Origin of the sequence: Anoxybacillus tepidamans PS2 (assembly GCF_000620165.1) — a bacterium.
GTDB classification, from domain to species: domain Bacteria; phylum Bacillota; class Bacilli; order Bacillales; family Anoxybacillaceae; genus Anoxybacteroides; species Anoxybacteroides tepidamans_A.
In genome coordinates, this window is the sequence record NZ_JHVN01000015.1 from 58,420 (window position 1) to 84,416 (window position 25,997).

General features: G+C 43.0%; 32 protein-coding genes and 1 tRNA gene. 25 read left to right on the forward strand and 8 right to left on the reverse strand.

Features of this window, described 5'->3' with window-relative positions; translation table 11 throughout:
* The first annotated feature begins 9 nt into the window (after positions 1–9).
* The 11 genes from N667_RS0112425 to N667_RS0112475 all read left to right on the forward strand — a co-directional run bounded on the left by N667_RS0112425 (position 10) and on the right by N667_RS0112475 (position 9,884).
* Positions 10–1,458: an ABC transporter ATP-binding protein gene (locus tag N667_RS0112425; RefSeq protein WP_027409876.1), complete on the forward strand. Its 1,449-nt coding sequence runs from the start codon at positions 10–12 to the stop codon at positions 1,456–1,458.
* 12 nt (positions 1,459–1,470) lie between these two features.
* Positions 1,471–2,253 (forward strand): energy-coupling factor transporter transmembrane component T family protein, encoded by a 783-nt coding sequence (locus N667_RS0112430; protein ID WP_027409877.1) that lies wholly within the window; start codon positions 1,471–1,473, stop codon positions 2,251–2,253.
* Between the two features lie 14 nt (positions 2,254–2,267).
* Complete coding sequence (tenI, locus tag N667_RS18715; RefSeq protein ID WP_051530049.1) at positions 2,268–2,909, forward strand: thiazole tautomerase TenI; 642 nt, start codon at positions 2,268–2,270, stop codon at positions 2,907–2,909.
* Positions 2,890–4,026, forward strand: coding sequence for a glycine oxidase ThiO (thiO, locus tag N667_RS0112440; protein ID WP_027409878.1), 1,137 nt, complete (start codon positions 2,890–2,892; stop codon positions 4,024–4,026). The genes tenI and thiO overlap by 20 nt, the downstream gene beginning before the upstream one ends.
* 13 nt (positions 4,027–4,039) lie before the next feature.
* Positions 4,040–4,243, forward strand: a complete 204-nt coding sequence (gene thiS, locus N667_RS0112445) for a sulfur carrier protein ThiS (protein ID WP_027409879.1) — start codon at positions 4,040–4,042, stop codon at positions 4,241–4,243.
* A 2-nt stretch (positions 4,244–4,245) separates the two neighbouring features.
* Positions 4,246–5,013, forward strand: a complete 768-nt coding sequence (locus N667_RS0112450) for a thiazole synthase (RefSeq protein WP_027409880.1) — start codon at positions 4,246–4,248, stop codon at positions 5,011–5,013.
* Positions 5,010–6,035 carry a thiazole biosynthesis adenylyltransferase ThiF gene (locus tag N667_RS0112455; protein ID WP_027409881.1) on the forward strand — a complete coding sequence of 342 codons (1,026 nt, stop codon included), beginning with the start codon at positions 5,010–5,012 and terminating at the stop codon, positions 6,033–6,035. Before N667_RS0112450 ends, N667_RS0112455 begins: the two co-directional genes overlap by 4 nt.
* Positions 6,036–6,286: 251 nt before the next feature.
* Positions 6,287–7,552: a hemolysin family protein gene (locus N667_RS0112460; RefSeq protein WP_027409882.1), complete on the forward strand. Its 1,266-nt coding sequence runs from the start codon at positions 6,287–6,289 to the stop codon at positions 7,550–7,552.
* Positions 7,553–7,650: 98 nt separating this feature from the next.
* Entirely contained in the window at positions 7,651–8,448 is a 798-nt protein-coding gene (locus tag N667_RS0112465; protein ID WP_027409883.1) for an amino acid ABC transporter substrate-binding protein, read from the forward strand.
* The gene (locus tag N667_RS0112470; protein ID WP_027409884.1) at positions 8,435–9,136 is read left to right on the forward strand and encodes an amino acid ABC transporter permease; all 702 of its coding nucleotides are present in this window, start codon (positions 8,435–8,437) and stop codon (positions 9,134–9,136) included. Before N667_RS0112465 ends, N667_RS0112470 begins: the two co-directional genes overlap by 14 nt.
* Before the next feature lie 13 nt (positions 9,137–9,149).
* On the forward strand, positions 9,150–9,884 hold the full coding sequence (locus tag N667_RS0112475) for an amino acid ABC transporter ATP-binding protein (RefSeq protein ID WP_027409885.1): 735 nt from the start codon (positions 9,150–9,152) through the stop codon (positions 9,882–9,884).
* Positions 9,885–9,937: 53 nt separating this feature from the next.
* Here the strand turns inward: N667_RS0112475 and N667_RS0112480 are convergent, their stop codons facing one another.
* Positions 9,938–10,144, reverse strand: coding sequence for an alpha/beta-type small acid-soluble spore protein (locus N667_RS0112480; RefSeq protein ID WP_027409886.1), 207 nt, complete (start codon positions 10,142–10,144; stop codon positions 9,938–9,940).
* A gap of 29 nt (positions 10,145–10,173) precedes the next feature.
* A tRNA-Leu gene (locus N667_RS19825) sits at positions 10,174–10,243 on the reverse strand.
* Between the two features lie 139 nt (positions 10,244–10,382).
* Between N667_RS19825 and N667_RS0112485 the strand changes: the two genes are divergently transcribed.
* Positions 10,383–10,625 carry a hypothetical protein gene (locus tag N667_RS0112485; RefSeq protein ID WP_027409887.1) on the forward strand — a complete coding sequence of 81 codons (243 nt, stop codon included), beginning with the start codon at positions 10,383–10,385 and terminating at the stop codon, positions 10,623–10,625.
* A 57-nt stretch (positions 10,626–10,682) separates the two neighbouring features.
* Here the strand turns inward: N667_RS0112485 and N667_RS0112490 are convergent, their stop codons facing one another.
* From N667_RS0112490 to N667_RS0112505, 3 genes are all read right to left on the reverse strand, one after another.
* Positions 10,683–11,795, reverse strand: a complete 1,113-nt coding sequence (locus N667_RS0112490) for an ABC transporter ATP-binding protein (RefSeq protein WP_027409888.1) — start codon at positions 11,793–11,795, stop codon at positions 10,683–10,685.
* Positions 11,796–11,909: 114 nt separating this feature from the next.
* Positions 11,910–12,812, reverse strand: a complete 903-nt coding sequence (locus N667_RS0112500; protein ID WP_027409889.1) for a PucR family transcriptional regulator — start codon at positions 12,810–12,812, stop codon at positions 11,910–11,912.
* Between the two features lie 91 nt (positions 12,813–12,903).
* Positions 12,904–13,083, reverse strand: coding sequence for a hypothetical protein (locus tag N667_RS0112505; RefSeq protein WP_027409890.1), 180 nt, complete (start codon positions 13,081–13,083; stop codon positions 12,904–12,906).
* A gap of 100 nt (positions 13,084–13,183) precedes the next feature.
* Between N667_RS0112505 and N667_RS0112510 the strand changes: the two genes are divergently transcribed.
* The 5 genes from N667_RS0112510 (at position 13,184) to N667_RS0112530 (ending at position 17,823) form a co-directional block, all read left to right on the forward strand.
* A complete protein-coding gene (locus N667_RS0112510; protein WP_027409891.1) occupies positions 13,184–13,585 on the forward strand; it encodes a hypothetical protein in 402 nt (133 codons plus the stop codon).
* A 97-nt stretch (positions 13,586–13,682) separates the two neighbouring features.
* Entirely contained in the window at positions 13,683–14,816 is a 1,134-nt protein-coding gene (locus N667_RS0112515; protein WP_027409892.1) for a DUF445 domain-containing protein, read from the forward strand.
* A gap of 75 nt (positions 14,817–14,891) precedes the next feature.
* Positions 14,892–15,245, forward strand: coding sequence for a YlbF family regulator (locus N667_RS0112520; RefSeq protein ID WP_027409893.1), 354 nt, complete (start codon positions 14,892–14,894; stop codon positions 15,243–15,245).
* A gap of 94 nt (positions 15,246–15,339) precedes the next feature.
* Positions 15,340–16,206 carry a Cof-type HAD-IIB family hydrolase gene (locus N667_RS0112525; protein WP_027409894.1) on the forward strand — a complete coding sequence of 289 codons (867 nt, stop codon included), beginning with the start codon at positions 15,340–15,342 and terminating at the stop codon, positions 16,204–16,206.
* A 117-nt stretch (positions 16,207–16,323) separates the two neighbouring features.
* Positions 16,324–17,823: a coproporphyrinogen III oxidase gene (locus N667_RS0112530; protein WP_027409895.1), complete on the forward strand. Its 1,500-nt coding sequence runs from the start codon at positions 16,324–16,326 to the stop codon at positions 17,821–17,823.
* Positions 17,824–17,867: 44 nt separating this feature from the next.
* Here N667_RS0112530 and N667_RS0112535 read toward each other — a convergent pair whose 3' ends face one another.
* Positions 17,868–18,053: a YhzD family protein gene (locus N667_RS0112535; RefSeq protein ID WP_027409896.1), complete on the reverse strand. Its 186-nt coding sequence runs from the start codon at positions 18,051–18,053 to the stop codon at positions 17,868–17,870.
* 149 nt (positions 18,054–18,202) lie between these two features.
* Between N667_RS0112535 and N667_RS0112540 the strand changes: the two genes are divergently transcribed.
* The 6 genes from N667_RS0112540 to N667_RS0112565 all read left to right on the forward strand — a co-directional run bounded on the left by N667_RS0112540 (position 18,203) and on the right by N667_RS0112565 (position 23,496).
* Entirely contained in the window at positions 18,203–19,102 is a 900-nt protein-coding gene (locus tag N667_RS0112540; protein WP_027409897.1) for an ABC transporter ATP-binding protein, read from the forward strand.
* Complete coding sequence (locus N667_RS0112545) at positions 19,095–20,333, forward strand: ABC transporter permease (RefSeq protein WP_027409898.1); 1,239 nt, start codon at positions 19,095–19,097, stop codon at positions 20,331–20,333. Before N667_RS0112540 ends, N667_RS0112545 begins: the two co-directional genes overlap by 8 nt.
* 89 nt (positions 20,334–20,422) lie before the next feature.
* Complete coding sequence (gene yhaM / locus N667_RS0112550; protein WP_027409899.1) at positions 20,423–21,367, forward strand: 3'-5' exoribonuclease YhaM; 945 nt, start codon at positions 20,423–20,425, stop codon at positions 21,365–21,367.
* 109 nt (positions 21,368–21,476) lie between these two features.
* Entirely contained in the window at positions 21,477–21,659 is a 183-nt protein-coding gene (locus N667_RS0112555) for a sporulation YhaL family protein (RefSeq protein ID WP_027409900.1), read from the forward strand.
* Positions 21,660–21,779: 120 nt separating this feature from the next.
* Entirely contained in the window at positions 21,780–22,862 is a 1,083-nt protein-coding gene (gene serC, locus N667_RS0112560; protein WP_027409901.1) for a 3-phosphoserine/phosphohydroxythreonine transaminase, read from the forward strand.
* Between the two features lie 115 nt (positions 22,863–22,977).
* Positions 22,978–23,496: a tryptophan transporter gene (locus N667_RS0112565; protein ID WP_027409902.1), complete on the forward strand. Its 519-nt coding sequence runs from the start codon at positions 22,978–22,980 to the stop codon at positions 23,494–23,496.
* A gap of 44 nt (positions 23,497–23,540) precedes the next feature.
* Here N667_RS0112565 and N667_RS0112570 read toward each other — a convergent pair whose 3' ends face one another.
* Positions 23,541–23,732 carry a hypothetical protein gene (locus N667_RS0112570; RefSeq protein WP_051530050.1) on the reverse strand — a complete coding sequence of 64 codons (192 nt, stop codon included), beginning with the start codon at positions 23,730–23,732 and terminating at the stop codon, positions 23,541–23,543.
* A 170-nt stretch (positions 23,733–23,902) separates the two neighbouring features.
* On the opposite strand from N667_RS0112570, the gene N667_RS0112575 reads away from it, so the two are divergent.
* Entirely contained in the window at positions 23,903–24,496 is a 594-nt protein-coding gene (locus N667_RS0112575) for an HTH-type transcriptional regulator Hpr (protein WP_198020550.1), read from the forward strand.
* Here N667_RS0112575 and N667_RS0112580 read toward each other — a convergent pair.
* The gene (locus N667_RS0112580; protein ID WP_035098885.1) at positions 24,491–24,829 is read right to left on the reverse strand and encodes a YhaI family protein; all 339 of its coding nucleotides are present in this window, start codon (positions 24,827–24,829) and stop codon (positions 24,491–24,493) included. The two genes, N667_RS0112575 and N667_RS0112580, sit on opposite strands and share 6 nt — an antisense overlap.
* A gap of 199 nt (positions 24,830–25,028) precedes the next feature.
* On the opposite strand from N667_RS0112580, the gene N667_RS0112585 reads away from it, so the two are divergent.
* A partial coding sequence (locus tag N667_RS0112585; protein ID WP_027409906.1) for an RNA-guided endonuclease InsQ/TnpB family protein occupies positions 25,029–25,997 on the forward strand: 969 nt, incomplete at its 3' end.

Genomic DNA, 25,997 nt, shown 5'->3' on the forward strand with positions numbered 1-25,997 from the left:
ACTCGAAATATGGAATATGTAACCTTTGTTGAACAGCTACGTTTGAAGTTTCCAGGAAAAGAAACGTTGCTATTTAAGGATTTATCTTTGTTTTTTAAAAAAGGAGAAAAAGTGTTGTTACTAGGTCCATCGGGTTGTGGGAAATCGACGCTATTGCAAGTTCTTTCGGGGTTGATTCCGCATTCGGTGGACATCCCTATGAAAGCAAAGCATATCCAAATTCCCGACAACTGGGGATTTGTGTTTCAAGATCCTGATTCGCAATTTTGCATGCCGTTTGCGGACGAAGAAATTGCTTTTGCGCTAGAAAATATAGGGGTGCCGCGCGAACAGATGACAGCGCGCATCAATGAGCTGCTGCAGCTTGTCGGTTTACCTATCTCTCCTCATACAAATATTCATACGTTGTCTGGCGGGATGAAACAGCGATTGGCCCTTGCTTCCGTTCTTGCGCTTGAGCCCGATGTGTTGTTTCTTGATGAGCCGACGGCCATGATTGATGATGAAGGAACGGAAATGATCTGGCGCACTGTTAAGCAAATTGCCCATGATAAAACAGTCATTATTGTGGAACACAAAATTGAGCATGTGCTAGATTTTGTCGATCGCATCATTTTGTTTAACGATGCTGGTGAAATCGTTGCCGATGGCGAGGCCAATTTGATCTTCAGACATTATAAGGAAACGATTGCTTCGCAAGGAATTTGGTACCCGGGAGTATGGGACGACTATTGCCAAAAGCGGAAATGGGGCAAACCGTCACCAAAACAAAAGGAAATGATTCGATTGGCGGATTTTCAAGGGTATCGCAATAAAAAGGCAGCCATTCGTGTGGATGAGGCAAGTGTTTACGAAGGAGAATGGATTGCTGTAACTGGAAAAAACGGCGCAGGAAAGAGTACACTACTGCATGCGTTAATGAAGCTCATTCCGACCGATGGGGAGTACGAAATCGAGGGGGAGGCGCTGCAACAAACAAAGCAGATTGCCCGCCGTGCTGCGTTCGTCTTTCAAAATCCTGAATTTCAATTTGTGACGAATTCCGTATGGGAAGAGGTGGCGTATTCCCTTCGTCTCGCTAAGAGAAGTGATGAAGAGATTCATTCAACAGTAGAGAAATTATTGAAAACGTTTCATTTAGAGGCACAGAAAGATCAGCATCCGTATCAACTGTCGGTAGGACAAAAACGCCGATTGAGCGTGGCCGCGTCGATTATAGGGGGACAGAAATTATTATTGTTGGATGAGCCGACGTTCGGCCAAGATGCGAAAAATACGTTTGCTTTATTAGAGCTTCTCGATTCGTACCGCGAAAAAGGGACAGCGATTATTATGGTTACGCATGATGAACGAATTGTGCAGCAATTTGCGACGCGAAGATGGGTGATTGACAATGGTCGCCTCGTGCTTGATGAGCCAGTGGCGCGGACAATAAATGAAGCTTTAATGTCTGTTTAAGGAGGGGGAACCGTGAGATTGGAGATTGGCTATCGTGAGACGTGGCTTCATCGCATCAATCCGAGTTTAAAGTTGCTTGTGATGCTAGCCATTTTTATTGCTGTTTTATTTGTGCACAATCCGAATGTGCTGGCCAACTTGGCGGTTGCCCTATTGCTCCTGTTTTTCATTTGTACCGGCTATCCGTTGAAATATTTGTTGCTTTTCTTTTTGCCGTTTCTCGTCATCTTTGTTTCGACCGCTTCTTCGATGACCTTATTTGGCGAAGGAAAAACGACATGGTTCCAATGGGGGCTTATTCATATTACGGAAGAAAGTTTTTTGCGGGGAATGCACCTTGGGTTTCGGGCGTTAACTTTTGCCCTTTTAGGATTAATTTTTTCGCTGACGACAAGGCCTGTGTATCTATTTTACTCGCTTATGCAGCAGTTAAAGCTTAAACCAAAGTACGCTTATAGTTTTCTTGCTGGAATTCGTTTGATTCCAATTATATTAGAGGAATTTCAAACGGTGCAGAACGCTTTAAAAGTGCGGGGAGCAGCCCAAGTAGGCATCTTTGAAAAAATCAAGAGATATGCTATTCCTCTTTTATCGCAGAGCATTCGCCGCGCACAGCGCATTGCGGTTGCCATGGAGGCCAAACGATTTTCAAGCGGAATGGCCCGAACATTTTACTACGAGATTAGCTTTAGCAAATATGATATTGTTTTTATTTTTTCGATGGCTGGAATCATCGTGTTGGCGTATTGCGTCGGGACTATTTTGCCGTATGTTCCGGTAGTCGACGTGCGTTAGTAGGGGGAACAATGATGAAAAAGCAGTTATATGCGATTTCGACAGGAAAGCAGCCATCTGAGCAGCTGGCGGCGATCGCCTCACATATTCATCCGTATGTTGATGCAATTCATATACGCGAAAAAACAAAGACAGCAAAAGAACTTTTTGAATTAGTTGAAAGGTTTTTAGACTCTGGGGTGCCGGCGGAAAAAATTATTATCAATGATCGCGCGGATGTTGCTGCCGCCTGCGGAGTCAAAGGGGTGCAACTTGCTTACCATAGCTTGTCGGCGAAAGCGGTAAAAAAAGCGTTTCCGTCGCTTGTTGTTGGTTGTTCTGTTCATTCGCTGCAAGAGGCGATCGAAGCAGAACAAAACGGCGCGGATTACTGTATATACGGCCATGTGTTTCCGACAGAGTGCAAAGCGAAAATGCCGCCAAGGGGAATTGAAAAGTTAGCGCAAATTACAGCAGCTGTTTCGATCCCGGTGATTGCGATCGGCGGCATTCGCCTCGATAATGTTTCGCAAGTATGGGAAGCGGGAGCGCATGGAATTGCGGTCATGTCAGGAATATTTTTGGCCGAGAATCCGCTTGTTCAAGCGAAACGCTATGCGATGATGACGTCTATGCAAAACAGGGAGAGGGATGAACATGAATGGCCGTCACTATGATGTTGCCATTATTGGCGGAGGAATTATTGGGGGATCGATTGCCTTTGAACTAGCGAAGCGCCGCATGAAAGTTGTCGTATTGGAAAAAGATCGGGCGGTGAGCCAAGCATCAAGCGCAGCGGCAGGGATGCTCGGTGCGCAATCGGAATTTTCAAGCGAAAACCCGCTCGTTCCGATGGCGCTTAAAAGTCGTTCCATGTTTCCGAAGCTGGCTGAAGAATTAAAGGAGCTTACGGGAATTGATATTGGTTATATAGAAAAAGGGATGCTGAAAGTGGCAACGACGGACGAGGAACGAATGGCGCTGAAGCAACAATATGAATTTTGGACAAAAATCGGGCAACCTGTACAGTGGCTATCTCCTGACGAGCTTCGTCAACATGAGCCAAATGTCAATCAGTCGCTATTAGGAGTCATGTATATTCCACGCGATGGGCAAATTAGTGCACCGCATTTATCGCAAGCTTTTGTTCAAGCTTCAATGATTCATGGGGCAGAGTGGTATGAGTTTACCGAAGTCATTGATATAAAGAGGGAAGAAGATTCATATAAACTTCTCACTAACCAAGGTATCATTCGGGCTGAGGCGGTTGTGGCAGCCGCAGGCGCGTGGACGGGGCTGTTTTTAGAAAAAACAGGATGCCCGCTCCCGATGTTTCCTGTCAAAGGAGAATGCCTGCTTGTAAAAACAGCGAAACCGCTCATTCAAGCGACTATATTTGCCAAAAATGGCTGCTATATCGTTCCGAAAAAAGGAAATAGGCTGCTCATCGGGGCTACCTCCACACCAAATACCTTTGATAAAAAAGTGACAGTCCATGGGATATCAAGCTTACTTGAGAGAGCTATGCAATTGGTTCAAGGTGTTGGTGGAGCGGAATGGGAGAGAACGTGGGCCGGAATTAGGCCGCAGACGGGCGATGGCTTGCCTTATATCGGCGAACATCCACATTATAGAAATATGTGGATAGCCACAGGCCATTATCGAAACGGAATCCTATTAAGCCCGATTACGGGGATTCTCATGGCTGATTTAATTGAAAGAAGAGATCATAGAGAGATTGACTTGTCTCCTTTTTCGGTGAAAAGACATAACGGTGCGACGTGCACAACATAGAGGTGGAAGAGAAATGGAACTTATTATTAACGGCGAAGTGATTCGAGTGCCGGAACATGTTCAAACAGTAGACGGGCTGCTTGCTCATTTTCAATTAAATCATAAAATCGCGATTGTCGAACTAAATGGAAATATTATCCAAAAACAAGAATATCAAGCGACTGCGCTATGCAACGGAGATCGCGTAGAAATCGTTCATTTTGTAGGAGGCGGATGATCATGTTAAAAATAGGACCTTATGAATTTCAATCACGGCTTTTATTAGGAACAGGGAAATATCCGAATTTTGATATTCAAAGAAAGGCGGTAGAAGTATCCGAAGCGGAAATTTTAACGTTCGCTGTGCGCCGGATGAACATTTTTGAACCGAATCAGCCGAATTTTCTTGAACAGTTGGACTTGACGAAGTATAAGCTGCTGCCAAACACAGCAGGGGCGAAAACAGCAGAGGAAGCGGTGCGAATTGCCAAACTGGCAAAGGCATCTGGGCTATGTGATATGGTAAAAGTAGAAGTGATCGGCTGCGACAAAACGTTGCTTCCAGACCCTGTCGAGACGCTTAAGGCGACAGAGATGCTATTAGCAGAAGGATTTATCGTACTTCCGTATACATCAGATGATGTCGTGCTCGCAAAGCGTCTTCAGGAGCTTGGGTGTCACGCGATTATGCCAGGCGCTTCGCCGATCGGATCGGGCCAAGGGATTATCAATCCGCTAAACTTGAGCTTTATTATTGAACAGGCGACTGTTCCTGTTATTGTGGATGCGGGAGTTGGCAGCCCTGCTGATGCGGCGCTCGCGATGGAATTAGGAGCGGACGGTGTTTTACTGAATACGGCGGTCGCCCAAGCGGCTGATCCAGTGAAAATGGCAAAGGCGATGAGTCTTGCCATTGAAGCGGGACGCCTTGGATACGAAGCGGGAAGAATTCCAAAAAAACGTTATGCAACTGCAAGTAGTCCAATGGAAGGAATGAGTGTTGTTTGAGCGAGCGGTATTCCCGTCAGGAATTGTTTGCGCCTATCGGAAAAGAAGGACAAGCAAAAATTTCTGCGAAACATGTGCTTATTATCGGAGCGGGAGCTTTAGGAACAGGAAATGCGGAGGCACTTGTGCGCGCGGGAGTCGGAAAACTGACAATTGTCGATCGCGATTATGTGGAGTGGAGCAATTTGCAACGACAGCAACTGTACAGCGAGGACGACGCACAAAAGCGTCTTCCGAAGGCGGTGGCTGCCAAGCAACGGCTTGATCGGGTCAACTCCGAAGTTGTGATTGAAGCGATTGTCAGTGATGCAAACGTTGAAGAATTGGAGAATATTGTACAAAAAACAAAGCCGGATATCATCATTGATGCAACGGATAATTTTGAAACGCGCATGATCATTAATGATGTGGCGTGCAAATACCGCATTCCATGGATTTACGGTGCGTGCGTCGGGAGCTACGGGATTAGCTATGCATTTCTTCCTGGAAAAACGCCGTGCTTCAACTGTTTGCTAGAAACGGTGCCGATTGGTGGTTTGACGTGTGATACGGCCGGAATTATTAGCCCGGCGGTGCAAATGGTGGTCGCTTATCAGGTGGCGGAAGCGCTGAAGCTTCTTGTTGAAGATGAACAGTCGCTTCGCGGCAAGCTTGTTTCGTTCGATTTATGGAGCAATCAGCATAGCGCCATTCGCGTCGATCAAGTAAAAAAAGAAGATTGCCCGTCGTGCGGAACGAACGCGACCTACCCGTACTTGTCATATGAGATGCAAACGAAAACGGCTGTTTTATGCGGCCGAAATTCTGTGCAAATTCGGCCAGCAATGAAGAAAGAATACGACTTGCAGCAATTGGCTGATTTATTTGCGAATCAGGGACTTCCAATTGAAATCAATCCATACCTTGTATCAGTTGCAATTGGTGAGCAGCGCCTCGTCGTATTTCGCGACGGAAGAGCTCTCATTCATGGGACAAAGGATATACAGGAAGCGAAAACGATTTACCATCGTTACTTAGGGTAGCATCGCCTCTGGTTTGACCAGAGGCTTTTACATTTTTTGCGACGAACAAAGGAAAGGACGATGCTAACTGTTATAGGGAAAACATCGGTGAGTTTCAGCTATTTGATTCGCAGCAATTGCAGCAATGAGTTCATAGTTTTTGTCTGATGATGTTTAGGCTGTAGGCATTTTGAGAAAAATTTGATATGATAATACATATCATCAAAATGGATAATAATAACAAAGAAATGGTTTAGGAGTGTGAATATTCCTTGGGAGAATTGCCTCTGAGCCTTCTTATTTTACTTCTTTTCATGATCGTGTTGTCAGCTTTCTTTTCTTCGGCAGAAACAGCATTTTCTTCGCTTAACAAAACACGTTTTAAACACGATATTAGCCAAAATGGGAACAAGAGCCATCGTGCGCTCTATATTGTCGAGCGTTTAGACCATGTGTTAGTCACGATCATTGTGGTGAAATATATCGCGAATATTTCTGCTGTTCTCATTGCAGCAAAAATGATGATTTCATTGCTTGGGGAAAATACGGGATTTGTTGTTAGTGCGGTCGGGATGACGATCCTCCTTTTAATATTCGGAGAAATTTTGCCGAAATCAATTGCAAAAGAGCATGCGGAATCAATGGCTCTTAAGTATTCAGGCGTAATATACGTATTTATAAAAATGCTGTTTCCTATTACGCTGTTGTTTGCGACACTAAAAGGGAAGTTGACGAAATGGCTGACGCATGGAATTGTTGCTCCATCAGTCACGGAGGAAGAAATTAAAGAAATGATTGATTTAAGTGAAGAAGAAGGAATTATTGATAATAAAGAAAAAGAGCTTGTCCATCGTTCGCTCGATTTCGATGATATACTCGTAGGAGAAATTTTCACGCCGCGCATTGATATGGTCGCGGTCGAAGTGAATCAGCCGATCGAAAAAATCCGCGATATTTTTTTAGAGGAGCGCTATTCGCGTATTCCGGTATATGAAGACGATATTGATCACGTTATCGGGATTTTGTCAGAGAGCGACTTTTTTAGCCAACTTGTCCAACAAAAGGACGTGAACATCCGCGAACTGCTGCGCAAACCACTTTTCGTTGTCGAGTCAATGAAAATTTCCGATTTGCTGCCTGCTTTGCAAAAAAGCAAAGTGCATATGGCTATTGTTGTTGATGAATTTGGTGGAACAGCGGGGCTAGTGACATTAGAAGACATTATTGAGCAAATTGTTGGAGAAATATGGGATGAACATGATGAAGCTATTAAGGTTGTTCATAAAATTGACGAGTATAGTTACGAATTAAATGCGGAGCTGCCGCTCGATGAATTTTGTGAACTAATGGAGATTGAAGAGCCGGAAAGTTCATCTCACACGCTTGGAGGATGGGTATTCGAGATGTTTGAGCGCGTTCCAAATGTCGGTGAAACGTTGCAATACGGTCCTTTTACCTTAACGGTTCGCCAAGTAGAAAATCGAAGAATTCGCAAGGTGCTTGTATCGCTGAACGAGCCAATTGCAGAGAATGTATAAGGAGCAATGTCAGCTCCTTTTTTATTTGACATCTCCCTCTATTTCATTTATGATGACATATGTTATAAAACCAATGGGAATAATGGGGGTTTATTAAAATGAAGAAGCTTTTAAGCGCATGCTTGTTAGGTATTGTTTTATTGGTTGCCGGCTGCGGCAAGCAAGAGGCTAATGAGCAAACCAAGAAAACAGGTGATTTATTGACGAATATAAAAAAAGAAGGGGAACTTCGCATCGGCACAGAAGGAACGTACCCGCCGTTTACATTCCATGATAAGAATGGAAAATTAACAGGGTTTGATGTAGAAATCGCAACTGAAGTAGCAAAACGCCTAGGTGTTAAACCTGTTTTTATGGAAACACAGTGGGATGCCATGTTTGCAGGATTAGACGCGAAGCGATTTGATATGATCGCTAACCAGGTCGGTATCCGTCCGGACCGTCAGAAAAAATATGATTTCTCGATTCCGTATACGACGTCATCAGCTGTATTAGTTGTTCGCAAAGATAACAATCAAATTTCCGGATTTGAGAATATTAAAGGGCTAAAAGCTGCACAATCGATGACAAGCAATTTTGCTGATTTGGCGCGTTCTTACGGTGCGGAAATTGTTGGCGTAGAAGGCTTTAACCAAGCAATTGAACTGTTGAGCTCGAAACGTGTTGATGTGACAATTAACGATAAGTTATCAGTTCTTGATTTCCTGAAGCAAAAACCAAACGCCCCAATTAAAATTGTGGCTGCTCATAAAGATGCTTCACAAAGCGGTTTGATGTTCCGCAAAGGAAATGATTCCTTAGTGAAAGCTGTTAACAAGGCTTTACAAGATATGATGAAAGACGGAACGTACGCAAAAATTTCTGAGAAATGGTTTGGTCAAGATGTATCTAAATAACATTGTGATCGATCCCGAACGGATGGAGCGATTGACGACGATTGCAAAAAGCTCTCTTCTTCCTTTATTGAAGGGAGCTTTATATAATACGATTCCATTAACGCTATTGTCATTTGCGTTCGGTTTATTGCTTGCAGTTTTAACAGCTCTTGCCCGCATTTCAGGAGTCAAATTGTTTGAAGTAGTAGCTAGGGTATACGTGTCAGCGATTCGCGGCACTCCATTGCTTGTGCAGTTGTTTATTATTTTTTACGGATTGCCGAATTTAGGAGTCACGATCGATCCATTTCCAGCTGCTGTTATCGGCTTCTCGTTAAATGTTGGCGCTTATGCTTCAGAAATTATCCGCGCTGCGATTTTATCGGTGCCAAAAGGGCAATGGGAAGCGGCCTATTCGCTCGGAATGAATTACGTTCAAGCATTAAAGAGGATTGTGTTTCCACAAGCGGCCCGCGTGTCGGTTCCACCTTTATCGAATACGTTTATTAGTTTAGTGAAAGATACGTCGCTTGCTTCTCTTATTCTTGTGGCCGAAATGTTTCGCAAGGCGCAGGAAATCGCTTCGACCAACTATGAATTTCTTTTGTTATATACAGAAGCGGCGCTCATCTATTGGGTGATCTGTTTTGTGCTATCAATCGTTCAAGATCGGATTGAAAAACGGTTAAACCGCTACATTGCTCGGTAAGGGGATAGAAATGATGATTTCTGTGAACGGACTGTATAAACAATTTGGCGCAATTGAGGTATTAAAAGGAATTGATATGACTGTTGAGAAAGGAAAAGTAGTTGTCATTATCGGTCCTTCCGGATCTGGAAAAACAACGTTATTGCGCTGCTTAAATGTGTTAGAAAAGCCGACGAAGGGGAAAATCAAAATCGGCGAAAAAAAGCTCGATTTCGACAACCCGGTAGGACAAAAGGATATTCATGCATTTCGGCGTTTAACAGGAATGGTATTTCAAAATTATCAATTATTCCCGCACATGACGGCGATCGAAAATGTGATGGAAGGTCCGATCACGGTGAAAAAAGAAGATAAAGCGAGCGCACGACAAAAGGCGATGTTGCTGCTTGAAAAAGTCGGCTTAGCGGACAAAGCGAACCATTATCCGTTTGAACTGTCCGGCGGGCAGCAGCAACGTGTCGGCATTGCTAGAGCGCTCGCGATGGAACCGGAAGTTATGCTGTTTGACGAGCCAACATCGGCGCTTGACCCGGAATTGGTAGGGGAAGTATTAAAAGTAATGAAAGATTTAGCGAATGAAGGAATGACAATGATTGTTGTTACACACGAGATGAGGTTTGCGAAGGAAGCAGCGGATGAGATTATTTTTATGGATCAAGGAATGATCGTTGAACGCGGCACACCGCAACAACTATTTACACAGCCGAAAGAGGAGCGCACAAAACAATTCTTACAACTTATTCAGTAAATGAAGAAGCCCCAAGCGAAACGCTTGGGGCTTTTGCCATGTATATGCAGTTTTTATCGAGTAAATTGACCACCAAGTTGTTGTTGAGCCATAGCAACTAAACGTTTTGTGATTTCTCCACCAACAGAACCGTTTGCACGAGAAGTTGTGTCAGCGCCAAGATTTACGCCAAATTCTTGTGCAATTTCATACTTCATTTGTTCGATTGCGCGTTCTGCACCAGGAACCAACACTTGATTAGAATTGTTGTTACGTGCCATTTTTCACCATCTCCTTATTTAGATTTTAATGGTTGGGTTGGCTGGATTTGCACCAGCTCGCATGCTTTGAAAGCATGCTGCCAATCTTGGCTAAACCCAATGTTGTAGTAGTACTACTAGTTTGAAACGTTTTTTGATTATTATTCTTTATTTATTAATAGTAATTTTTGGTATTTTATATTTGGAATGATTAGGGAATATTGAAGGTAAGGGAGTTTTTCAACAGGAGGCTGCGCACATGAATGTTTGCCCGCTTTGTAACGGATTGAGAGCGCTTTACTTTTTTTGCCCTCATTGCCGAACAGAATTGGAGGATCAGGGAAAAGTTACTGATTATTTCGGTCCTTATAGCCCGTATATGGAGATAGATAGGATGAAACAAGTGGACGGATACGAAACAACGTGGAGAAACCACGAATGTGTCCATCTGTTTTATTGTCCATATTGCGGTGAAGAGGAAGTGAGGTTTATAAAAGAATAGTCCCGACCGAAGAAAGGTCGGGAACTATTAATATATATTAAAAAGGGGAGAGGTAACTTATTTTTCATTATTAGAACGAATGCGTTTTTCTGTTTCAATATCAAAGAAGTGTGCTTTATTCATATCTAAGGCGAGATCAATTCGCTCACCTGGTCTAATTTCTGTACGAGCATCAATGCGAGCGACAATTTCTTGTCCGCTAATTTGTGAATAAATCATTGTTTCGGCCCCAAGCAGTTCAGCGACCTCGACGTGAGCAGTGATTTTCGTGTTTTGAGAGGCTTCAATAAAGACAGGTTCGTCATGAAAATCTTCTGGGCGAATACCGAGCACCACTTCTTTGCCTACATATCCTTGCTCACGAAGCACTTTCATTTTACCCTCAGGAACACCGATTGTGACATCACCAATTACAAACTTCCCATCTTGCAATGTTCCTTTTAGAAAGTTCATAGCTGGTGAGCCGATAAAGCCGCCGACGAAAATATTTTCCGGCTTTTCATATACTTCCTTTGGTGTGCCCACTTGCTGAATAACGCCATCTTTCATGACAACGAGGCGAGTGGCCATCGTCATCGCTTCAGTTTGATCGTGTGTAACGTAAATTGTCGTTGTTCCTAAACGTTGGTGTAATTTAGCGATTTCAGAGCGCATTTGAACGCGAAGTTTTGCATCAAGGTTCGAAAGTGGTTCGTCCATCAAGAACACCTTAGCGTCACGAACAATGGCACGACCTAAAGCTACACGCTGCCGCTGTCCGCCGGATAAAGCTTTTGGTTTGCGGTCTAAATATTGTTCAAGTCCAAGAATGCGGGCTGCTTCGCGCACGCGACGGTCGATTTCGTCTTTCGGGAATTTGCGTAATTTTAATCCGAACGCCATGTTATCATAAACACTCATATGCGGATAAAGAGCATAGTTTTGGAATACCATAGCGATGTCGCGATCTTTTGGAGCCACATCGTTCATCCGTTTTCCGTCAATGTACAAATCACCTTTTGAGATTTCTTCAAGGCCTGCGATCATTCGAAGGGTGGTTGATTTTCCGCACCCAGACGGTCCGACAAAGACGATAAACTCTTTGTCTTGGATATGTAGGTTAAAATCTTTTACAGCTGTTACATTATTATCATAAATTTTATAAATGTGCTCTAAACGCAGTTCAGCCATTTTGACACCCCCGTGAGATCGATTTTATTTGTTTTTATCATAAGTAAAATAACGACAAGCGTAAATGGACAGGATGCACAAAAAATAAAAGCGATTTCAGGCATTTTTACAAATTCAATGTTTTTTGTATTCATTTGCCAAAATCGCTAAATATACAGCGGCCGCTCCTTTGAAATGTTTAATATCAATTCCCGTTTTTTCAATAAATTTATCGATCCGATATTGCAAGCTATTGCGATGCATATACAGCTTTTTAGCCGCGAGTGAAACATTTAAGTTGCATTGTAAAAATATTTTGACCACTTCAAGAAGTTCGGTGTCTATTTTTTTTATGAAGGAAAGAGATTGTTGAATCGTTTCTAGCTGCGGATGCTGATCGATGAATACAAGCGGCAATACGTCCGCGATCGTATAGATTGTTTGCGTCGGGATGTGCGTTTGCGCTAAGTGAAAATATTGCTTTTCCGCATAGAAACGGTGGTATAGCCCCGCTTCGTATGGGTGGGTTTGCCCAATGAACAGGTGGAGGGTAATATAAAAATCGCTTGATAACGCATCGATCATTTCATGGAAGGGCAGATCTGTTTCCGTTTCTTCCGCTCTTCTTTCTACGATAATGCCCCGCTGGTTATGTTCCCAAACAATAACCACTTTCTCCTGAAACAGTCCTTCAATGGCCTCCTGAAAATCGGTTTTGTCTACTGTCGTTTGCTTCATGTGAAATTGAATAAATCGATAGTAAGGAGAAGGGGTGGAAAGAAGGGGGAGCTGCGCATGATCTCCATTTACTAAAAAACGGTGCCAAGCTAGTTCCTCTTCTGTGAGTAGCCGATCGCGTCCAGAAAGAGGAATCAAAAAAATTGATAATAACTGCTTTTCCCGATCTGTTAAAGCTTCCTTTAAAATGCCGATTTGCTTTCCATCGTTTGTGCAAAACCATTCGTAGTCATCCATTTTTTCTGCTTGCTGATCAATGAGCATCGCGTTTTTAAAATGTGCCTTTAGTTGTTCGAGCATTGCGCCAAGTTCCTTTCCTACATAGTAAAGTAATACATTTATTATACAAAAAAACCGACTTTCTCTGGAAAGAGAAAATCGGTTTTTATTTTTATTGCATTTCATGAGGCGGTTCTTCCTCAACGAAGTCATGGGCTTCTTCTATGTTGGTTGCCTCATAGCGGGCATGAACGATTCCTCCTGCCATGCCTTCGTTGATCATGCGATCGATATCCATGTAATATTTATCCCGTCCTTCGTGGCAAGAATCTTTGCATGTTTTATCATCCATCGCTGTTCTCCTCCTTATGCTTGTTAATTTTATTTTGTCATAAGCGGCTGAGTTCATTCATATGTATGGAGAAAGATGGACAAGCAGTAGGAGGGAGAGTATGTTTTATATAGTTGAAGAGGCAGTTCGTGCAATACTTGTGACCGGACAGTTGATTAAAATGCTAGAAGAGCGAGTCGATGAACAGTGGAGATGCCCGATAACCTTATATATACAAGAAGAGCAAAAGCAGTATAGCATATGGGAATATATTTATTTTTTAACTAGTGGAAAGCCTTACGACAGATCACTAAAAGTGAAACATGAGGCAAAGACGACGGAGGAATTGGTTTTGCTGCTATGTTTTTATGAACTGCAGAAAGCAAGCATATACAGAAAACTGTCTGAAATACTGTCCGGAGCGCAAAAATATGCGGCGGAACAAGCGCTAGCGCAAGCTCTCAAAAATAGTCGTTTCCTTTGGCAGTTGCGGCGGGTTGTCAAAGGTCAGGCAGCGTTATAAATACTTTTCCCCGCTTTAACTCGTTTGCGATTTTATTGGACAAGGGGTATAATGAAAAATCAGGCAAACGAGTAATATCTAAAGCGGAGGAAAGGGAATGAAGACCGTTTTATATTTTTTGTTTACGATTGCGGTAGGGGCAATTATCGGTGGAGTGACCAATGCCCTCGCAATTAAAATGCTATTTCGTCCGTATAAGCCGATTTATGTATACGGAAAGCGACTCCCATTTACGCCGGGATTGATTCCAAAACGCCGTGAAGAACTGGCGCATCAGCTTGGGAAAATGGTTGTGGAGCACTTATTAACACCGCAAGGTATCCGCAAGAAGTTAATGGATCAAGAGTTTATCAGCAGTGCAGTAAATTGGGTACAACAGTTTGCAGAAAAATGGATGGATGACGAGAAGACGATTCATGAATGGATGCAATACTTTGGAATCAAGGAGCCGAAGAAATGGATCGGCGCAAAAGCAGTTGATTGGGTAGACCAAGAGTATGAGCAGTGGATGAGACAGATAAGAACAAAGAAAATAAATGAAGTTCTCCCGCAAGAAGTACGCTCAAAGATGGAAGAGGGCTGCAAAGATATGGCTGGATATATCGCTGATCGGGCGCTTGATTATTTTCAAAGCGAAGAAGGAAAGAAGCGCATTGGCAAAATGATCGATGAATTCTTTGTCGGGCGCGGGATGCTTGGCGGCATGCTGCAAATGTTTCTTGGCAATGTCAATTTGGTCGATAAAGTGCAGCCTGAAATCATCAAATTTTTAAGCCATCAAGGAACGAGAGACATGCTTGCTCAGCTTTTATTGAAAGAATGGAATAAACTAGAGAATTCTCCGTTTGCAAAAATAGAGGAGATTGTTGGAAGAGAGCGAATTCGCCAAACGATCCGGCAATTTGTTGCCGGGATGGTAGAAATGAATGAAATATTCGATAGGAAAGTGGCCGATATGATTGCCCCATATCGAACACAAATAATTGACGGGTGGGTGCCAAAGGCAGTCTCTAAAGCTGGAGAATGGGTATGCAGTCAAGTCGAGACATTGATCGAACGCTTACAAATAGCTGATATCGTTCGTGGTGAGGTAGAAACGTTCTCTGTTGAGCGTCTTGAAGAAATGATTTTATTGATTTCGCAGCGCGAATTTAAAATGATTACATATTTAGGAGCGCTGCTCGGCGGCATCATTGGCATTTTTCAAGCAATGGCTGGGCTTTGGATATAGTTCATTGGCATATCGCCTTTGTTAAAGCATATGTTAGTAACGGCAAGTAATTTTTCATATATAGGAGGCTTCCTTATGTCCAACTCATTGTATGCGCTCGCTCAGCAATTAGAACAGGCGATTCGTACAAGCGAAGATTTTCAACAGCTGAAGCGGGCGTACGAGGCGGTGCGCCGCGATGAAACAGCTTATCGAATGTTTACAAACTTCCGCCAATTGCAGATGCAATTGCATGAAAAACAATTTACCGGTTCGGCGATTTCGTCAGAGGAGGTAGAGCAAGCGCAAAAAGCAATGGCCATTGCCCAGCAAAATGAAAAATTATCGGCTCTTATGGCGCTCGAACAGCGAATGAGCATGATGATTGCAGATATTAACCAAATTGCGATGCGACCGCTCGAAGAATTGTATCGCTCATTTACGGAATAATAGTAGAACACTCAATTGAGTGTTCTTTTTTCATGCCAATTGTCATAGCTATGTGATAGGGAAGAGCGACAACATAGAAAAGGGGGAGGCAGCTTTGTCCTATAAATTGCTTGCACTGAATATTGATGGAACCATTTTAAAAAATAACGGCCGCCTGCAAAAAGAAACAAAAGAAGCGGTTGAATTTGTCAAAAAAAAGGGAGTCTATGTCACGTTAATGACAGGAAGAAATTTATTGTCGGCTCGCAAAATTGCAAAGGCGCTTAAGTTAGATAGCATGATTATCGCATTTCAAGGGGCAATGATCGGAAAATCGCTCGACGAAAAACTATATGAAGCCGTCATTCCGGAAGAGAGAACGTTCAATATCGTTCAAGTATTAGAGAATTATTCATGCAATGTTCGACTCATGCATGAACGGTATTCTCTTGGCAACCGCAAAAAAGTGCAAAAACAGCTAGTTGTAAGAACGGTGCTATCTTCTGGGGACCCGTTCTTCTATCCGACACAGTTTGTTGATTCATTAAGTGATATATTGCGCGATGAACCGTTGGCGGTACCGAAAATAGATGTATATTTTGCTAATGAAGAAGAGAAAAAAGAGGTCATGACCCTTTTGCATCAAGCGTTTCCGACCATTGATATAATAGAGCAGCCGAATGGAAAAATTGAAATTGTGCCAAGCGGTGTTTCCAAACTAGCAGGACTAAAACGACTTGGTCACGTTCTAGGAATTTCATTGAAGGAAATGGTTGTTATCGGAGATGGCATCGATGATATACAAGCGATTGAAGCGGCAGGATTGGGGGTCGCAATGGGGAACGCACCGGCACAGGTAAAGAAGGCTGCAGATTGGGTAACGCGCTCAAACGAGCAGCTGGGGGTTGCGTATATGGTGAAAGAACATTTCCGAAAACAGCAACGTCTGGAGTTTTTGCGCAAATTGAGAACGAAGCAGTGACAGAAAGCTGGGATTGGCGAATCCCGGCTTTTTAGTTTCCGGAAATAATCGTCTCTTGACGAGCGCAAATGGCCTTCTGTAAACTTAAATAAGTTTGACGTAGAAGGGTGATATCGTTTGCGTATTCAAATTCATGGACTGCATAGTGTCGAACAGTTTCAGCGTCCTCTTGAAGTGATTACGGGACTGTTTTTCGAAGAGTATGAACTGTCGTTTGACCCTGCTTCGGCCGCCGATGTGATCGTCACGTTCTCACTGCATGGAGAGGAAATGGGAGCAGTGAGCGGAAGAATCGTTGAAATGGCAAATGGCCGTGAGTGGAAATCCGACTATCAAATTGATTTGCGTCCATACAAAGATGAAAAGGCGCGTTTCAAACAATGGAAAAATGCCGTTGTTCACGTATATTTAACGCTTTTTCAAGAATATACAGGACTTGTGCAGCAGTGGGGAATTTTAACAGGGGTACGCCCTGTTAAATTGCTTCATCAAAAACTGCGCTCAGGCTTATCTCAAGAGGAAGCGCATCGTCAGCTTCGCGAAGACTATTTAGTAGCGGAAGAGAAAATTCAATTGATGCAAAAGATTGTCGATCGCCAATTAACGGTCGTTCCCGATCTGTACGACTTATCCCATGAAGTGAGCATTTATATCGGCATTCCGTTTTGCCCGACGAAGTGCGCATATTGCACGTTTCCAGCGTACGCAATCAATGGGCGCCAAGGCTCGGTCGATTCGTTTTTGGCGGGCCTCCATTACGAAATGAAGGAAGTCGGCCGCTTTTTAAAAGAACGCGGCGTCAATATTACGACGATTTATTACGGTGGCGGCACGCCGACGAGCATCACGGCGGAAGAAATGGATCGGTTATACGAAGAAATGTATGAATCGTTTCCGAATATGGAGCGCGTGCGGGAAATTACAGTGGAAGCGGGGCGTCCAGATACGATTACTCCGGAAAAGCTCGATGTATTGAAAAAGTGGAACATTGACCGCATCAGCATTAACCCGCAATCGTACATTCAAGAAACGTTAAAAGCCATCGGCCGCCATCATACGGTCGAAGAGACGATCGAAAAATTCCATTTGGCGCGGCAAATGGGCATGAACAATATCAACATGGATTTAATCATCGGCCTTCCGGGCGAAGGCATCGAGGAGTTTAACTATACGCTTGAACAAACGGAAAAGCTGCTGCCGGAGTCGCTCACCGTTCATACGCTTTCATTCAAGCGCGCGTCCGAGATGACGAAAAACAAAGAAAAATATAAAGTGGCGGGGCGTGACGAGATTAGCGCCATGATGAAAAACGCCGAACAATGGACAAAGCAGCACGGCTATGTTCCATACTACTTATATCGCCAGAAAAACATTCTCGGAAATTTAGAAAACGTCGGGTATGCATTGCCGGGGCAAGAAAGCATCTATAATATTATGATTATGGAAGAGCAGCAATCGATCATCGGCCTCGGCTGCGGCGCCTCCAGCAAATTCGTCCATCCGAAAACGCGGGCGATTACCCGCTTTGCCAACCCGAAAGAACCGAAAGTGTACAACGAAAACTTCGTACACTATACAGAAGAAAAATTGAAGATGATGGACGAGTTATTTCGGTAAAAATAAAAATCCCCGATAGCCTTTGGCGCTCGGGGGTTTTCTCGTTACCGGTGGAACAAAATCAATTTTCCGCTCGATGTCGTGCAGCGGTGTGTTTTATCGTAACAATTATGTTCGCGCAATTTTTGTTCGCCAATTTTTTTTGCTTCTTCTTCGTTGGCTGCTTCAAATGTTTCGTTCAATAGCGTCTCTCCGTTTTTATCAAATGCAGTTAATGTGAATGTCGGCATTTCGTCTCCCCCTTTGCTGAATGACAATTCATCATTAGTATTCGCTTATTTAAAAAAAATTCCTTCTAAATTATGAAACTTTCTGATAGGATAAACACGTATAACATATGGAAATTTTATCTTTTATTTGAAAAAATGGGGGAGTGAGAATGAGTTTACGTTTAGAGCAAGTGACAAAACGGTTTGGACATGTAACCGCTGTGGATCATGTGACCTTAAGCATCCCCGAAGGAGAAATGTTTGGATTTCTTGGAGCGAACGGTGCAGGAAAAACAACGACGTTTCGAATGATTTTAGGATTGCTTGAACCGACGGAAGGAACGATTACATGGCGCAATAAACCTATTAATTATAATAGAAGCCATATTATCGGCTACTTGCCGGAAGAACGCGGCTTGTATCCGAAGCTGAAAGTAAAAGACCAGTTAATCTATTTAGGAAGGCTGCGCGGGCTTGATAAGCAAACGATCATCAAGGAAATGAAAGATTGGCTGGAGCGTTTCAAAGTGCCGGAATATGCAGAAAAGCGAGTGGAGGAACTGTCGAAAGGGAACCAGCAAAAAATTCAGTTTATTGCAGCGGTGTTGCATAAACCGGAGTTGTTGATTTTGGATGAACCGTTCAGCGGCCTTGATCCTATCAATGTAGAATTGCTAAAGGAAGCGGTGCGTGATTTAAAAAATAACGGAACGACCATCGTTTTTTCCAGCCATCGCATGGAGCACGTCGAAGAATTGTGCGAACATCTTTGCATTATGCATCGCGGCAAACCGGTTGTTCATGGAGCATTAAAAGAAATTAAGCGGTCATTCGGTAAAAAAAATATCATCATTCATGCTGATTTTCCGCTTGATGAACTCAGTCAATTTCCGGGTGTAGTGAAGGCGAAACCGACAGCGGAAGGCATTCATTTGCAAATTGAACGCGAAGAAGTGTCACAGCACATTCTCGCCCATATCGCGGGTAAAGGATTTGTCCGCAAATTCGCGCTTGAAGAGCCATCTTTAAATGATATTTTTATTGAAAAAGTAGGTGCGGCATATGAATAAATTTTGGATTGTCCTTTCGCATACGTACGTGACAAAACTAAAGGCAAAGCCGTTTATCATTACAACGATTATAACGAGTTTGCTTATGCTTGCGGTCACTAACTTAAACGATATCATTGAGTTTTTCAGCAAGGACAAAACGAAAATTGTCGGCGTCATTGATCAAACCGGGACGCTTTACAAGCCATTTGAAGCGCAGCTTGCGCAGAGGGGAGAAAAAGATATTCGCCTGCGTCCGTTTCAAGGTTCTGAAACGGACGCAAAACAGCGAGTACAACGCGGCAAGTTGGATGCGCTTTTAGTTCTTGCTTATGATGATCAACAATTGCCGAAAGCGACCTATTATGCGAATACGATCGCTGACAGCGATATACCGAAAAAAATGGAGCAGGCGCTGCAGCAAGTGAAAACTGCGCTCGCCACTGCCAAAATTGGTTTAAAACAAGAACAAATTGCCCAGTTGTATGAGCCTGTCTCATTTCATAAAATTCCGTTGGAGAAAAACGCCAAAACAGAAGAGGAGCTAGATCAAGCTCGCGGGCTTGTATATGCACTCGTATTTGCGATGTACATGTTTGTTCTTATGTATGGTTCAATGATTGCATCAGAGGTAGCGACTGAAAAATCATCGCGTGTCATGGAAATTTTAATTTCAAGCGTTCCGCCGGTGCAGCAAATGTTTGGTAAAATTTTAGGAGTAGCGCTTTTAAGCTTAACGCAATTTGCCATTTTATTTACACTCGGCTTTGCATCGCTCGAGCGAAACGGAAAAGAACTGTTGAAGTTTTTAGGATTGGGAAATATCCCTGTTTCTACGCTAGTATACGCGATTGTCTTTTTCTTGCTTGGCTACTTTTTATATGCGACATTGTTTGCTGTGCTCGGATCGATGGTCAGTCGCGTCGAGGATGTGCAAACGATGATTACTCCGGTTACAATGCTTGTTGTTGCAGCGTTTTTTATCGCCGTGTTCGGCTTGAACGCTCCTGAATCCTCATTTATTACGATTACTTCGTTTATTCCGTTTTTTGCGCCGATGATTATGTTTTTGCGCGTCGGCATGCTGAACGTTCCGATTTGGGAAGTTGCCTTAAGCCTTGCGCTTCTGATCGGGACCATTGGTTTCTTCGCATTTTTAGGATCGAAAATTTACCGCGGCGGTGTGCTAATGTATGGAAAATCGACATCGCTGAAAGATATGAAAAAAGCGCTCGAATTAACGAAAAAATAAGATCTTGCATAGGCAAGGTCTTATTTTTTGCCAGCATCGAAGTGTGCTATACTAAACGTTAGGCAAGCAAGGAAACGGAGGAGAAAATGTTGCTAAAGGGAATTGCGCATTACGAGGTGGGGGAACAAGTTGATATCTATTTGCTGATCAAATCGGTTACTAAAGGAATCGCAAGCAACGGCAAGCCGTTTTTAACGCTGATTTTGCAAGATAAAACAGGAGAAATTGAGGCGAAGCTGTGGGATGCTTCTTTAGAAGATGAAAATGTATATGTGCCGGAAAGCATCGTCAAAGTATTTGGCGATATTAACAATTACCGGGGGCGCACACAATTAAAGATTCGCAATATTCGCCCGGCCGGTCAAAACGATCCGGTACGCGTGGCCGATTTTCTGGAAGTGGCGCCGATGAATCGGGATGACATGATGGAAAAGCTGACCCAGTATATTTTTGAAATGAAAAATCCCAATATTCAGCGCATCACGAGACATTTATTAAAAAAATATGAAAGCAAGTTTTTAGAATATCCAGCCGCGACCAAAAATCATCATGAATTTATCTCGGGCCTTGCCTATCATGTTGTTTCAATGCTTGATTTGGCCAAAGCGATCGCGCAATTGTATCCGTCACTCGACCGCGATTTGTTATATGCGGGCGTCATTTTACACGATCTTGGCAAAGTAATTGAGTTATCGGGACCAATTTCCACAACGTATACGTTGGAAGGAAATTTGCTTGGCCATATTTCTATTATGGTTAGCGAAATTAGCAAAGCTGCGGAGCATCTAGGCATTGCCGGCGAAGAGGTTGTTATTTTGCAGCATATGGTATTAAGCCACCATGGAAAAGCGGAATGGGGGAGCCCGAAGCCGCCAATGGTCAAAGAAGCGGAAATCCTTCATTATATTGACAATTTAGACGCAAAAATGAACATGATTGACCGCGCGTTAGAAAAGGTGAAACCAGGGGAATTTACCGAGCGGATTTTTGCGCTCGACAATCGTTCGTTTTACAAACCGACGTTTCATCAGTAAAAAAGCGGAAGGCAGTTGTGAAGAGCAACTGCCTTCTTTTTATGAATAAAAACGAATAGGTGCTCATATAGTGGAAATGAGACAAGCTTATTGAACGGGGGGAACGTGTATGTTGTCGTTGCCATGGTGGATTTATGTAGTGGTGGCAGGAATTGTTTTCAGCGGCTATATGACGGTCAGAACGGCTGCGCAAGAGAGAAAAATCGATGAAGAATTTATTGAAAAAGAGGGGGAAATTTATATGGAGCGCATTCGTGAAGAAAGAAGGCGTCGGCAGCAACAATCCTTGTGAATATGCAAGGATTTTATTTTTTTATGAATTTATTGAATTTTATCTTTATTTTTTTACTTTTCATGTTAGGATAATAAGTAACTGTTATTCACTAAAGAAATAAAGCGGGGGGATTGGAACATGAAAAGGGCATATAACTTTAACGCAGGTCCGTCTGCTTTGCCGCTTTCGGTACTGCAAAAAGCGCAGCGGGAATTGCTTGATTTTCAGGATACAGGGATGTCGGTGATGGAGTTAAGCCATCGCAGCAAAGAATACGATGAAGTGCATAACCGGGCAAAGCAATTATTAAAAGAGCTCATGAACATTCCTGATACGCACGATGTGCTCTTTCTGCAAGGCGGGGCGAGTTTGCAGTTTTCCATGGTGCCGATGAATTTGCTCACTTCTGGACAAACTGGCAACTATGTGCTAACAGGCGCTTGGTCTGAAAAAGCGCTAAAAGAGGCGAAAAAGGTCGGAAATACCCATGTAGCGGCATCAAGCAAAGGAGCGAATTATACGCATATTCCGGCGCTACAGGATATTCAGCTTTCTGAAAATGCTGCTTATTTACATATTACTTCTAATAATACAATTTTCGGAACGCAATGGCACGAGTTTCCTAACCTTTCTGTTGATTTAGTAGCTGATATGTCGAGCGATATTTTAAGCCGGGAAGTGGATGTCAGTCAATTTGCTTTAATTTATGCTGGGGCGCAAAAAAATTTAGGTCCATCAGGCGTAACGGTTGTTATCATAAGAAACGATTTGCTTGAGCGCATTCCAGAGAATTTGCCGACGATGCTCGATTATCGCACGTATAGCACAAGCAATTCACTATACAATACGCCGCCAACGTTTGCGATTTATATGCTCTCACTTGTGCTTGAATGGGTAAAAGAACAAGGTGGAGTGAGAATTATTGAAAAGCGCAATCGTGAAAAGGCATCTATCATTTATGATGCAATTGATAGGAGCGGCGGTTTTTACACACCTCATGCCGAAAAAGGAAGCCGTTCGTTTATGAATGTTACGTTCACACTGCCGAATGAACAAATAACGAAGCAGTTTTTAGCAAAGGCAAAAACGGAAGGATTTGTCGGTCTTGCTGGACACCGCTCGGTAGGAGGATGCCGAGCATCGATTTACAATGCCGTTCCGTTTGAAGCGTGCGAAGCGTTAGCGCAGTTTATGAGAGAGTTTCAAAATCAATATGTTTGAAAATTCTTCTTCACTTTTACGCGATAAAGTAGTATAATGTGACAAAGATTCTTGCGGCAGGCAAGAGAGCACTGTCGAAGAGTCGTGAGAATAGTTGAGATGAGGAGAGATGAGCATGAATGCAAAAACACTTGTTTTCGTAGCGCTGTTTATCGGGATTGGAGCGGCGCTGCATGCGGCCGTTCCCGGTTTTTTCTTCGGCATGAAGCCCGATATGATGCTAACCATGATGTTTTTGGCCATTATACTATTTCCTAATAAAAAAGTAGTGGGCCTAACTGGAATCGCTACAGGCATCATTTCCGGCATAACGACAAATTTCCCCGGAGGATTATTGCCAAATCTTATTGAGAAACCAATGACGGCATTTATATTTTTTCTGCTCATGCTGTTATCAAAAAAACAAACTTCGAAGATTGCTGCATTGTTAACAGCGATCGGTACAGTTGCTTCAGGTACCGTCTTTTTACTTGCTGCGCTATTTGTTGTTGGGCTTCCGGGAGGCGCTGCTTTTTCGAGTTTGTTGGTTGCTGTTGTGTTGCCGACCGCCGTCGTGAACGCGATTGTGATGCTCGTTTTGCATCCAATTGTTTTATCCTTTTTTAGACGGACAAACATCGCAACCGAAGTGTGAGAATCAAGCAACAAAAAACTCGACCAGCACGGTCGGGTTTTTTGCTATCGAAAATAGTGGAGCAGCCAAGCGATGAGAAAGAAAAGAAATGCCCCTAAAATATATAGCATCATTTTGTTTTTCAACACTTTTTTTGGCGGATACATTTTCGCTTTATACAGAGAAAGAAATGCTGCAATCGCGAGGCATAGAAAAACAAAACTGACTGCATAAAAAAAGGATATTGTATACGCCATTATATCCTCCTCCTATGTTTTCACTATATGTTTTTTCTTCTTTTGCTATGAATGTAGGGTAGGAAAAATGTTTTATTTAAAAATTCTAACATTTGCATCTTTATTAATTTTTATTTTACTGGCATAATAGAAAATAAAATAATAATGGTGAGGGAAGAGTGGGTGGAACGATGAGAAACGGAGAGCAACATTATTCTATAAAAGAGGCAATGCTATTTAGTCAACGGATTGCTCAATTGAGCAAGGCGCTTTGGAAATCAATCGAGAAAGATTGGCAGCAGTGGATTAAACCGTTTGATTTAAATATTAATGAACATCATATTTTATGGATCGCCTACCATTTTAAAGGGGCCTCTATTTCGGAAATTGCAAAATTCGGTGTGATGCACGTATCAACGGCGTTTAACTTTTCGAAAAAGTTAGAAGAACGCGGGTTATTGTCTTTTTCAAAGAAACAAGATGATAAAAGAAACACATATATTGAATTAACGGAAAAAGGGGAAGAGGTATTGCTGAAATTAATGGAGACGTACGATCCAAAACAAAACGCTGTATTTAATGGAGCATTGCCTTTGCGCGAATTGTACGGTAAATTTCCAGAAATTTTAGAAATGATGTGCATCATTCGCAACATTTACGGAGATGATTTCATGGAAATTTTTGAAAAATCTTTTGAGAATATTAAGGCCGACTTTGTTGAAAAAGACGGGAAGCTTGTAAAGAAAGTGGAGGAGAAGGCTGAGGAAGTAACAAGCCAATCATGATGAATGAATGGTCTTTATTAGCTTTTTAAATTCTTTCATAAGAGGCGTAAACATTTGCTGTTTTAATAGCGCATCTACCGTTTTCTCAAGCGGAAGGCGAGGATTAAGCATTCCAGCAAAATGAAGCAAAAGCGGAGTGAAAATCGTCAGCCCTTCCGCTTTTTGTTTTTCATATTCTTCGCTCAATTTTTCACAAAGAGCGATCACCTCTTCTACTTCCTCTTTTGTTAAATCGGAAGCAATAACAAGATAATGAAATGGTTTATTCTCTTCATCCACCATTTCTAATAATAGAGACCGATGATATTCTAATTTGGCGATACGCTCTTCCATACAATGCCCTCCTCATGTCTATTTTATCCAAGTTGTGCAAAATAACCAATAACAAGTTTTGATTTAACACATTCACCGAGAAGTCTCCCACCTCTAAGCGAAGTGTAGGTGGGGGATGAATCGGATGTTTTTCTTTCTAAAACAGAACGTATGTGCTATAATCATCTTAACCAAGCTGTAGGGAAAGGAAGGAATCTCGATGCTCCGCGGTCAAAAAATCGCCTTTCGTGCCTCCAAAAAGGATCTCGAACGGCTGGGGGCCTGCAACCGGGAGTCGGCACGCGTCTGGAATGAGTGCCTCCGGCTCGCCAAAGACTACTTCCTTCAACACGGTCGCCGCATCTCGAAAAGCGAGCTGCAAAAGCAAACAAAAGGCCGCTTCCATCTTCACAGCCAGTCGATCCAAGCCGTTTGCCACAAGTATCTCTTCGTAAGACAATCGGCACACGCCGCCATTCAAAAAGGACTTCATCATGCCCGCTACCCATACAAACAAAAGAAATTCTTCAACACCAAATGGGCGAAAGATGGGTTCAAAGTGTACGAAAATGGAACCATTGCCTTATCCATGGGCATCCATGATGGAAAGAGAGAAGAACCGATCCTCGTCCATGTCTCCCATTTGTCGAAAGGAACGATCAAGGAAATCGAATGTTGTTATAACCACGGTTGGTATTTGGCCATCACCTACGAGGACGGTCAAGAAGCAAAATCGTATCAACCGGGCCGTTCGGTCGGTGTCGATCTCGGTGAAATTCATACGATCGGTGCCTTTTGTGAAAACGGTCAAGCCCTCTTGATTACAGGGAGAAAGGTGCGCTCGCTTCATCGGCTGCGAAACAAGAAATTGGCTGACATTCAACGACGGCAATCCAAATGCCAAAAAGGCTCCCGAAGGTGGAAGAAGTACGAACGAGCGAAACGATACCTCTTATCCAAATCCGAACGCCAGCTGCGGGATGCGCTTCATAAAACGACGAAGCAATTCGTCGACTGGTGCCTCGCTCAATCCGTGTCGGATGTATACCTCGGAAACGTCGAAGGAGTCGAGCGACACACGAGAAAGAAAAAGAAAGTCCACCGGAAGCAAGCACAAAAACTCTCGAATTGGTCCTTCGGGAAAGTCAAGCAATATCTCGCTTATAAATTAGCCCAACAAGGTATTCGT